At 70.3% G+C, this 9,867-nt stretch carries 9 protein-coding genes and 1 pseudogene; 3 read left to right on the forward strand and 7 right to left on the reverse strand.

Annotated features, from left to right (window positions below; all coding sequences use genetic code 11):
- From QR77_RS49300 to QR77_RS30455, 4 genes and pseudogenes are all read right to left on the reverse strand, one after another.
- A pseudogene (locus QR77_RS49300) lies at positions 1-418 on the reverse strand (hypothetical protein); the annotation flags it as partial.
- Positions 400-1,131 carry an ATP-binding cassette domain-containing protein gene (locus QR77_RS30445; RefSeq protein WP_040025208.1) on the reverse strand — a complete coding sequence of 244 codons (732 nt, stop codon included), beginning with the start codon at positions 1,129-1,131 and terminating at the stop codon, positions 400-402. The gene QR77_RS30445 and the pseudogene QR77_RS49300, both read right to left, overlap by 19 nt.
- Positions 1,132-1,294: 163 nt before the next feature.
- Entirely contained in the window at positions 1,295-2,674 is a 1,380-nt protein-coding gene (locus QR77_RS30450) for an aspartate aminotransferase family protein (protein ID WP_040025209.1), read from the reverse strand.
- Positions 2,659-3,150: an Lrp/AsnC family transcriptional regulator gene (locus tag QR77_RS30455; RefSeq protein WP_040028922.1), complete on the reverse strand. Its 492-nt coding sequence runs from the start codon at positions 3,148-3,150 to the stop codon at positions 2,659-2,661. The genes QR77_RS30450 and QR77_RS30455 overlap by 16 nt, the downstream gene beginning before the upstream one ends.
- Before the next feature lie 179 nt (positions 3,151-3,329).
- Between QR77_RS30455 and QR77_RS30460 the strand changes: the two genes are divergently transcribed.
- Positions 3,330-4,769, forward strand: coding sequence for a gamma-aminobutyraldehyde dehydrogenase (locus tag QR77_RS30460; RefSeq protein ID WP_040025210.1), 1,440 nt, complete (start codon positions 3,330-3,332; stop codon positions 4,767-4,769).
- Between the two features lie 58 nt (positions 4,770-4,827).
- Here the strand turns inward: QR77_RS30460 and QR77_RS30465 are convergent, their stop codons facing one another.
- Together QR77_RS30465 and QR77_RS30470 are read right to left on the reverse strand one after the other, a co-directional pair.
- Positions 4,828-5,532, reverse strand: coding sequence for a glycerophosphodiester phosphodiesterase (locus QR77_RS30465; protein ID WP_040025211.1), 705 nt, complete (start codon positions 5,530-5,532; stop codon positions 4,828-4,830).
- A 34-nt stretch (positions 5,533-5,566) separates the two neighbouring features.
- Positions 5,567-6,592: an adenosine deaminase gene (locus QR77_RS30470; RefSeq protein ID WP_040025212.1), complete on the reverse strand. Its 1,026-nt coding sequence runs from the start codon at positions 6,590-6,592 to the stop codon at positions 5,567-5,569.
- A gap of 164 nt (positions 6,593-6,756) precedes the next feature.
- Between QR77_RS30470 and QR77_RS30475 the strand changes: the two genes are divergently transcribed.
- Positions 6,757-7,503, forward strand: coding sequence for a DUF4190 domain-containing protein (locus QR77_RS30475; RefSeq protein WP_040025213.1), 747 nt, complete (start codon positions 6,757-6,759; stop codon positions 7,501-7,503).
- Here the strand turns inward: QR77_RS30475 and QR77_RS30480 are convergent.
- The gene (locus QR77_RS30480; protein WP_052489758.1) at positions 7,476-8,021 is read right to left on the reverse strand and encodes an NADAR family protein; all 546 of its coding nucleotides are present in this window, start codon (positions 8,019-8,021) and stop codon (positions 7,476-7,478) included. The genes QR77_RS30475 and QR77_RS30480 overlap by 28 nt on opposite strands.
- A gap of 175 nt (positions 8,022-8,196) precedes the next feature.
- On the opposite strand from QR77_RS30480, the gene QR77_RS30485 reads away from it, so the two are divergent.
- A complete protein-coding gene (locus QR77_RS30485; protein WP_040025214.1) occupies positions 8,197-9,714 on the forward strand; it encodes a gamma-aminobutyraldehyde dehydrogenase in 1,518 nt (505 codons plus the stop codon).
- The last annotated feature ends 153 nt before the right edge of the window (positions 9,715-9,867 follow it).

Here is a 9,867-nt window from a genome sequence, read left to right on the forward strand (position 1 = left end):
GCAGCGGCTGTCCGGCCGCGAGCAGATCCGCGCCCCTCCCGTCGAACGGCGTCCCGGCCAGGTCGCCGCGCAGCCGGAGGAACAGCAGCAGCGCCACGGCGCTGCCGAACGTGCAGGACACCGCCGTCGACAGCGCTGCCAGCCGCGCCATCCGGCCGGCACCGAACCCGGCGGCCGACAGAGCCTGACGCGGCTTGGTGGCCGGATCGGCGCGGGCCACGGCGATCGCGAACTGCACCGTCGCCGCCACCGGGATCAGACACCACAGCAGTCGCAGCGGGGACCCGGCCGGATTGCTCATCGCACGGCCGAGCGTGCACAACAGCAGAAAACCGGCCCCGGCGGAAGCCGCGACGACCAGCATCCTGCGCAGCAGGACCAGGGGCCCGGAGCCCCGGGCTAGACGGGCAGCGAGCACGCGTCGGCCCGGCCTTCCGTCTCGGTCGGGTCGAGAGTGCCCGCCTGCCGACCGTCGATGAGCGAGAACGTACGGTCGGCGAGCGTCGCGACCTCGGGGTCGAAGGTCGCGAGGACGACCGTGACCGCGTGCGAGCGCGCGGCGCTCGCGATCGTACGCAGCACCTGAGCCCGGTCACCCTCGCGCAGCGTCGCCGTCGGCTCGTCGGCGAACAGCACCGAAGGCTCGCTGATCAGGGCACGCGCGACGGCGATCCGCTGGCGCTGCGACTGGAGCAGCGAGCCGGGGCGCTTGCGGGCGCACATCCCGACGTCGAGGCGCTCCAGCCACTCCAGTGCGGCGCTCTTCGCCACCCGGCGGGAGGACCCGCGCAGCAGCAGCGGCAGGGCCGCGTTCTCCCAGCCGTTCAGCTCGGGTACGAGGGTGGGCTCGGGGTCGATCCACCCGAAGCTCTCGCGGCGCAGCCGTTCGCGCGCCCCGGCGCGCAGGGTGTGTACGGGGGAGCCGTTGAACCAGACCTCCCCCTCCTGCGGGGCGAGCTGCCCGGACAGGCAGCGCAGCAGCGTGGTCTTCCCGCTGCCGCGGGGGCCGTTCACCGCCAGAATCTCGCCCTCGCGTACGCCGAGGGAGACCCCGGCGAGGGCGGGCGAGCCCCGGTGGGAGTAGTGCAGGGAACGCGCCCAGAGCACGTCGTTGTCGGGCGGGGCCACCATGGCGTACACCTCACCTCGGGTCGGACCGGTTTCTGGGCACGCTAAGGAACCGGGGCCGGGTCCGCCCACAGCACGTGGCCCGGGTGCCACCCTTCTCACTCGAAAGGGGGCACCCGGGCCACGTCACACCGATCAGAACCTCAGGCGCTCGGAGCTCGGCCGCTCAGAGCTTGGTCCACGCCTCCGTGAGGACCGAGCGCAGAATGCCCTCGATCTCGTCGAACGTCGACTGGTCCGAGATCAGCGCCGGGGCGAGCTGGACGACCGGGTCGCCGCGGTCGTCGGCCCGGCAGTACAGCCCCTGCTCGTACAGCTCCTTGTCGAGGAAGCCGTAGAGCACGCGGTCCGTCTCCTCGTCGGTGAACGTCTCCTTGGTCGCCTTGTCCTTCACCAGCTCGATGCCGTAGAAGAAGCCGTTGCCGCGCACATCGCCGACGATCGGCAGGTCGTTCAGCTTCTTCAGGGTGTCGAAGAACGCGCCCTCGTTGTCGAGGACGTGCTGGTTGAGGCCCTCGCGCTCGAAGATGTCCAGGTTGGCTATCGCCACGGCGGCGGAGACCGGGTGGCCGCCGAAGGTGTAGCCGTGCAGGAAGGTGTTGTCCCCCTGGTAGAACGGCTCGGCCAGGCGGTCGGAGATGACACAGGCGCCGATCGGGGAGTAGCCCGACGTCATGCCCTTGGCGCAGGTGATCATGTCGGGTACGTAGTCGAACTTGTCGCACGCGAAGGTCGTGCCGAGCCGGCCGAACGCGCAGATCACCTCGTCGGAGACCAGCAGCACGTCGTGCCGGTCGCAGATCTCGCGCACCCGCTGGAAGTAGCCGGGCGGCGGCGGGAAGCAGCCGCCCGCGTTCTGCACCGGTTCGAGGAAGACGGCGGCGACGGTGTCGGGGCCCTCGAAGAGGATCTCCTGCTCGATCTGGTCGGCGCACCAGCGGCCGTACGCCACCGGGTCGTCGCCGAAGACCGGCGTGCGGTAGATGTTGGTGTTCACGACCTTGTGCGCGCCGGGGACCAGCGGCTCGAAGGGCGCCTTGAGCGCGGGCAGACCGGTGATGGACAGGGCGCCCTGCGGGGTGCCGTGGTAGGCGACGGCCCGCGAGATGACCTTGTACTTGGTGGGCTTGCCGGTGAGCTTGAAGTACTGCTTGGCGAGCTTCCAGGCGGTCTCGACCGCCTCGCCCCCGCCGGTGGTGAAGAAGACCTTGTTGAGGTCGCCCGGCGCGTGGTGGGCGAGCCGCTCCGCCAGCTCGATCGCCTTGGGGTGGGCGTACGACCAGATCGGGAAGAAGCCCAGCTCCTGGCCCTGCTTGTACGCGGTCTCCGCCAGCTCGTGCCGGCCGTGACCCGCGTTGACCACGAACAGGCCGGACAGCCCGTCCAGGTAGCGCTTGCCCTTGTCGTCGTAGATGTAGGTGCCCTCGCCACGCACGATGGTGGGGACGGGCGCGTTCTCGTACGACGACATGCGGGTGAAGTGCATCCACAGGTGGTCGTAGGCGGTTTTGGAGAGGTCCTTGCTCACGGCTATCGGGTTCCCCACATATAGGTCTGCTTCTTCAGCTTGAGGTAGACGAAGCTCTCGGTGGAGCGCACACCGGGGAGTGCGCGGATCCGTTTGTTGATCACGTCGAGCAGGTGGTCGTCGTCCTCGCAGACGACCTCCACCATCAGGTCGAAGGAGCCCGCGGTCATCACCACGTACTCGCACTCGTCCATGGCGGACAGGGCGTCGGCGACGGCGTCCAGGTCTCCCTCGACATGGATACCGACCATCGCCTGCCGCCTGAAGCCCACGGTGAGCGGGTCGGTGACGGCGACGATCTGCATCACGCCCTGGTCGAGCAGCTTCTGGACGCGCTGGCGCACGGCCGCCTCGGACAGGCCGACGGCCTTGCCGATCGCGGCGTAAGGGCGTCGCCCGTCCTCCTGAAGCTGTTCGATGATGGCGAGGGAGACGGCATCGATCGAGGGGGACGATCCGTTCCCGGTCCTGGAGTCTGCGCTACGACTGGCCACGCGCTTCACTGTGCCCTGCGACTCATCCGTCACGCAACCCCGTATCGATGAAATTCGTTGTTGAAGGCCCTCAAGAGAACCGAATCCGAAGATACGGGGGGTCGGGCCTGTCGAAAGCGTCGACCGACTGATTAAGGTGGGGTTCATCACTCATCGGACATCTGACAGGAGGGGTGGCAGTGACCACCGAGCTGCGCCGTCTGCGTAACTACATCAACGGGGAGTTCAAGGACGCCGCCGACGGGCGGACCCTTGAGGTGGTCAACCCGGCCACGGGCGAGGTGTACGCCACGTCCCCGCTCTCCGGCCAGGCCGACGTCGACGCCGCGATGGACGCCGCGGCCGCGGCCTTCCCCGCCTGGCGCGACGCGACCCCCGCCGAGCGCCAGAAGGTACTGCTGAAGATCGCGGACGCCTTCGAGGACCGCGCCGAGGACCTGATCGCCGCCGAGTCGGAGAACACCGGCAAGCCGCTGGGGCTCACCCGCACCGAAGAGATCCCGCCGATGGTGGACCAGATCCGCTTCTTCGCCGGCGCCGCCAGGATGCTCGAAGGCCGTTCGGCCGGCGAGTACATGGAGGGGCTCACCTCGATCGTCCGCCGCGAGCCGATCGGGGTCTGCGCGCAGGTCGCGCCGTGGAACTACCCGATGATGATGGGCGTGTGGAAGTTCGCGCCCGCCCTCGCCGCCGGTAACACGGTCGTACTGAAGCCGTCGGACACCACCCCCGCCTCGACCGTCCTGATGGCCGAGATCATCGGCGCGATCGCTCCGAAGGGCGTCTTCAACGTCATCTGCGGCGACCGCGACACCGGCCGCGCGATGGTCGAGCACCCCACCCCGGCCATGGCGTCCATCACCGGTTCCGTACGGGCCGGCATGCAGGTCGCCGAGTCGGCGGCCAAGGACGTCAAGCGGGTCCACCTGGAGCTGGGCGGCAAGGCGCCCGTCGTGGTCTTCGAGGACGTCGACATCGCCAAGTCCGTCGAGGACATCGCGATGGCGGGGTACTTCAACGCGGGCCAGGACTGTACGGCGGCCTGCCGGGTCCTCGTCCACGAGTCGATCCACGACGACTTCGTGACGGCGCTCGCGAAGGCCGCCGCCGATACCAGGACGGGCGCGGCGGACGACGAGGACGTGCTGTACGGCCCGCTGAACAACGCCAACCAGCTCAGCCATGTCTCGGGCTTCATCGAGCGGCTGCCCGCCCACGCGAAGGTCCAGGCCGGCGGCCACCGGGTCGGCGACAAGGGGTACTTCTACGCCCCGACCGTCGTCTCCGGGCTCAAGCAGGACGACGAGATCATCCAGCAGGAGGTCTTCGGCCCGGTCATCACCGTCCAGTCCTTCACGGACGAGGCGCAGGCGCTGGAGTACGCGAACGGCGTCCCGTACGCCCTCGCCTCCTCGGTGTGGACGAAGGACCACGGGCGGGCGATGCGGATGTCGAAGTCGCTGGACTTCGGCTGTGTCTGGATCAACACGCACATCCCGCTGGTCGCCGAGATGCCGCACGGCGGCTTCAAGAGGTCCGGCTACGGCAAGGACCTGTCGTCGTACGGCTTCGACGACTACACACGGATCAAGCACGTGATGACGTCGCTCGACGGCTGAGCGAGGCGGGGCGGCGGGGCCGGTGCGCGTACGGGCCGGCCCCCCGTCCCTCCTGCTGTCAGCGGTCGGCGCGGGAGGGACGACGCGCGTCGGTCAGGGCGGCCAGCACGCCGACCCGGTTCGTGGTGATCGAGTCCACGCCGTTCCTGATCAGCCATCGCATGCTGCGGCGGGTGTCCGCGGTCCAGGCCGAGACCAGCAGGCCTTCGCCGTGGACGGCCGCCGCCAGTTCCTGACTCACCAGGCCGAAGCGGTAGTTGAGCCACTTCGGCCGCACCGCAGCCAGCAGGGCCGGGCGCGGCGGTGCGAGTGTCGTCCAGGTCATCGCGATCTCGGCCGCCGGGTCGGCGGCGCGGACGGCGAGCATCGCGGTGGCGCCCGCCGTGTAGTAGACCCGCTCGGCCGCGCCGCCCTCGCGTACGGCGCCGACCACCGCGCGTACCGCCTCCTCGGTGGCGCCCGGGAGGTCGATCATGAGCCGGGTGGCCCGCGCGGCGGCGAGGGCCTCGGCCAGGGTCGGCAACTCGCCGCCGGTGAGCGCCCGTACCTCCTTCGCGGTCAGCGCGGCGAGGAAGCTGTCGTGTCCCCAGAGGCGTTGGAGCGAGGCGTCGTGCAGCAGCACGGGCACGCCGTCGCTGGTGAGCCTGACATCGACCTCGACGGCGTCGGCGCCGTGCTCCAGCGCGGAGGCGATGGCGGGAAGGGTGTTCTCACGGGCGTGATACGGATCGCCGCGGTGGCCTACGGCAAGAACGGTTCGCATCCGGTCATTGTCGCCGCCGCGGCCACCGCGCCGCTCACTTCGCGAGCCAGAGTGACGTGTAGGCGTCGATCTCGTCGGCGATCCGCTTCTTCCCCTCCCGGCCGAGGAACGACGCCTCGACACCGTTCTTGGCGAGGTCCGCGACGCCCCGCTCGTCGAGGCCGAGCAGCCGGGCGGCCACCCCGAACTCCTGGTTGAGGTCCGTACCGAACATCGGCGGGTCGTCGCTGTTGATCGTGACCAGGACGCCGGCCGCGACCATCCGCTTGATCGGGTGCTCGTCGAGGTCGGCGACGGCGCGGGTGGCGATGTTGGAGGTCGGGCAGACCTCCAGGGGGATGCGGTGCTCGGCGAGGTACGCCAACAGCTTCGGGTCCTGGACGGAGCTGGTGCCGTGGCCGATGCGCTCGGCGCGCAGCGCGGTCAGCGCGTCCCAGATCGTTTCGGGCCCCGTCGTCTCACCGGCGTGCGGCACGGAGTGCAGCCCCGCGTCGATCGCCCGGTCGAAGTACGGCTTGAACTGCGGCCGGGGCACGCCGATCTCGGGACCGCCCAGGCCGAAGGCGACCAGCCCCTCGGGCCGCAGGTCGACCGCGAGCCGCGCCGTCTCCTCGGCGGCGGCGAGACCCGCCTCGCCCGGGATGTCGAAGCACCAGCGCAGCACGACGCCCAACTCGGCCTCGGCGGCCTTCCTGGCGTCCTCTATGGCCTCCATGAAGGCGTCCTCGGGAATGCCGCGGCTGGTCGAGCTGAACGGCGTGACCGTCAGCTCGGCATAGCGGATGTTCTGCCGGGCCATGTCGCGGGCGATCTCGAAAGTCAGCAGCCGCACGTCCTCGGGGGTGCGGATCAGGTCGACGACGGAGAGATAGACCTCGATGAAGTGGGCGAAGTCGGTGAAGGAGAAGTAGTCGACCAGCGCCTCGGGGTCGGAGGGCACCTTGGAGTCCGGGTGCCGCGCCGCGAGTTCGGCCACGATGCGCGGGGACGCCGAACCGACGTGGTGCACATGGAGTTCGGCCTTGGGAAGCCCCGCAATGAAGGGGTGCAGGTCGGTCATCGGAGGTCCTTACGTGCGGGGGCTGGCGCCGGTGGAGCGGGGCCGGCAGGGCGAAACATCCGATCGCCTGCCCGGGACAGCTCGGGTCAGGGATCATCGTAGGCCGGGCCCGTTACGCGCGTGGCGGAGGCCGTAGCATGACGGAATTACGATGGGGGAGGCCCATGTCAGACCAGAGCGAGCAGCCGCCGGGCGGCTACGAGCCCCACGATCCCTGGGCTCCGCCTGAGGACAGGACATCGCTGAACAAGCCGGCGGCACCGGCGCCGCAGGCGCCCGCCGGCGGTGGGTCCGTGCACGATCAGCCGACCGCCGTGGGGATGCCCCCGGCGGTCCCCGGGCAGGCAGCCGGCGCCGTACCGCCGCCGCCCCCGAACGCCCCCGGCCCGTACGGCTACCCGAGCGTGCCGCCCGCCCCGACCGCGCCTTCGGCCGCCGATCCCTATGCGAGCGGCGCCGGATACGGCTATCCCGTGTCGGGCGGAGCCGGTTACCCCGACCCCGGCTATCCCGGGGCCGGTTACCCCGACCCGGGTTACCCGGGGGCCGGTTACCCGACGCCGTACGCCGCACCCGGCTGGCAGCAGCAGCCGGCCAACGGCATGGGTGTCGCGGCGATGGTGCTCGGCATCGTCTCCATCTGCCTGTTCTGCCTGTACGGGGTCGTCGGGATCGTGCTGGGTGTCCTGGCACTGATCTTCGGCATCCTCGGCAAGAAGCGCGCAGAGCGCGGCGAGGCCACCAACCGCGGGCAGGCCAAGGCCGGCATCATCCTCGGCTCGATAGGCATCGTCATCGGGCTCGTCGTCATCGGCCTGCTCGCCTGGGGCATCACCGAGGCGGTCAAGCACAGCCCCGACGACACGTACGACGACTACGACGGCTACTCGACGTCGCTCTTCATCGGCTGACGCACGCCGTCTTCCGCCCGGAGCCGCTCACGCGCCTCCACCAGCGCCCGGCCCAGCAGATTCAGGCCCCGCCAGCGGGCGGGGTCCTGAGCCCGCTCGTCGTCGGCGGCCAGCCCGATGCCCCATATCCGGTCCATCGGGCTGGCCTCGACGAGCAGCCGCTCGCCCGTGGCCAGCAGATAGCCGCGCAGCCCGGCGTCCTGCCCGAACTTGTGGACACTGCCCTCCACCACGATGCCGTAGCGCTCCCGCTCCCAGACGGCGTCGTCGAAATCGCGCACCAGCCGCCCCGCCTTCTTGGCCCGGGACGGATGCCCCGCCGTCACAGCCGCGCGCTCCGCCTCCTCGTCGCCGAAGAGCCGGGCCTTGGCCGCCATCATCCAGTGCTCCGCCGTCGCGTACTCCACACCGTCGACCGTGAACGGCGACGGCCACCACTGGCTGAGACAGCTCGGTCCGAGCGTCCCGTCCGCACGCGGTGTGTGCCCCCAGAAGAGCAGCAACTTCTGTGTTCCCATGCACGCCAGTGTGCCGTGCGCCACTGACACCACGTACGTGTAACAGCACGTCGGCGCGACACATGGTCGACCGATTCCGTCGCGTAACCAAAAGGCAACAACGGAATCCCTTGTTGGGGGCAGGCTGCTCTGTCAGGATCGGCACTCAATTACCGCCGGAGCAACGGAGAGCATCATGGGCGAACGCTTCCAGGTGCGGGACCGCTTCGCGGTCGGCGCGCAGTTCATCGGCGGACGGCTGCGCGCCGGAACGTCGGGGCGCGGCCAGGACGTGGTGAATCCGGCCACCGGCGAGGTGATCCACACGTACGCGCTCGCGGGGACCGCCGATGTCGACGACGCCGTCGCCGCCGCGCTCGCCGCCTTCCCCGGCTGGGCGGGCGCCACCCCCGGTGAACGCTCCGACGCGCTGCACCGCTTCGCCTCCGTACTCGCCGAGCGGGCCGACGACTTCGCGTACGCCGAATCACTCCAGTGCGGCAAACCGGTCAAGCTGACGACCGAGTTCGACGTCCCGGGGACGGTCGACAACGCGGCGTTCTTCGCCGGCGCCGCCCGCCACCTCGAAGGCGTCTCGGCCGGCGAGTACAGCGCCGACCACACCTCCTACGTACGCCGGGAGCCGATCGGGGTCGTCGGCTCCGTCGCGCCCTGGAACTACCCGCTCCAGATGGCCGCCTGGAAGATCCTCCCGGCCGTCGCCGCCGGCAACACCATCGTGCTCAAGCCCGCCGAGATCACCCCCTTCACCTCGGTGATGTTCGCGCAGGCCGCGCAGGAGGCCGGCCTCCCCGACGGTGTGATCAACATCGTCAGCGGTGCGGGCCCCGACGCGGGAGAGCACCTGGTCGGCCACCCGGATGTCGTGATGACCTCCTTCACCGGCTCCACCGGCGTCGGCAGGCGCGTCGCCGAGATCGCGACCGCCACCGTCACCCGCCTGCACCTCGAACTCGGCGGCAAGGCCCCCTTCCTGGTCTTCGACGACGCGGACATCGAGGCCGCCGTCCAGGGCGCGGTCGCCGGATCGCTCATCAACTCGGGCCAGGACTGTACGGCCGCCACCCGCGCCTACGTCCAGCGCCCGCTGTACGAGGCCTTCGTGAGCGGGGTCGCCGAACTGATGGAGACCGTGCGGCTCGGTGACCCCTTCGACCCGTCCACCGATCTCGGGCCGCTGATCTCGCACGCGCACCGCGACCGGGTTGCCGGCTTCGTCGACCGGGCGCGCGGCTACGCCCGTGTCGTCACCGGCGGTTCGGCGCCCGGCGGGGACCTCGCCGCCGGCGCCTACTACCGCCCGACCCTGGTCACGGGCGCCGCCCAGGACAGCGAGATCGTTCAGTCCGAGATCTTCGGCCCGGTCCTGGCCGTGCTGCCCTTCGACTCCGACGACGAAGGCATCCGCCTCGCCAACGACACCCCGTACGGCCTCGCCGCCTCCGTCTGGAGCCGCGACGTCTACCGCACGGGCCGCGCCACCCGCGAGATCAAGGCGGGCTGCGTCTGGGTCAACGACCACATCCCGATCATCAGCGAGATGCCGCACGGCGGATACAAGGCAAGCGGCTACGGCAAAGACATGTCGTCGTACTCGTTCGAGGAGTACACACAGGTCAAGCATGTGATGTACGACAACACCGCGGAGCCCAGGAAGGACTGGCACCGCACGGTCTTCGGGGACCGTCCTTAGGACGTGCGCGCGGCCCGCCCCCGCCCGCACCACGAGGCCCGACCCGTCCACCGCCCGACCCAACCACCGAAGGGGCCCCAGCGCATGGAGCAGTACGAGCCCGATCCTCTGTCCGCGGCCCAGCGGGCCGCCGTGCGGCGCAGCCTCAAGAGC

Origin of the sequence: Streptomyces sp. 150FB, assembly GCF_000818195.1 — a bacterium.
Lineage (GTDB): Bacteria > Actinomycetota > Actinomycetes > Streptomycetales > Streptomycetaceae > Streptomyces.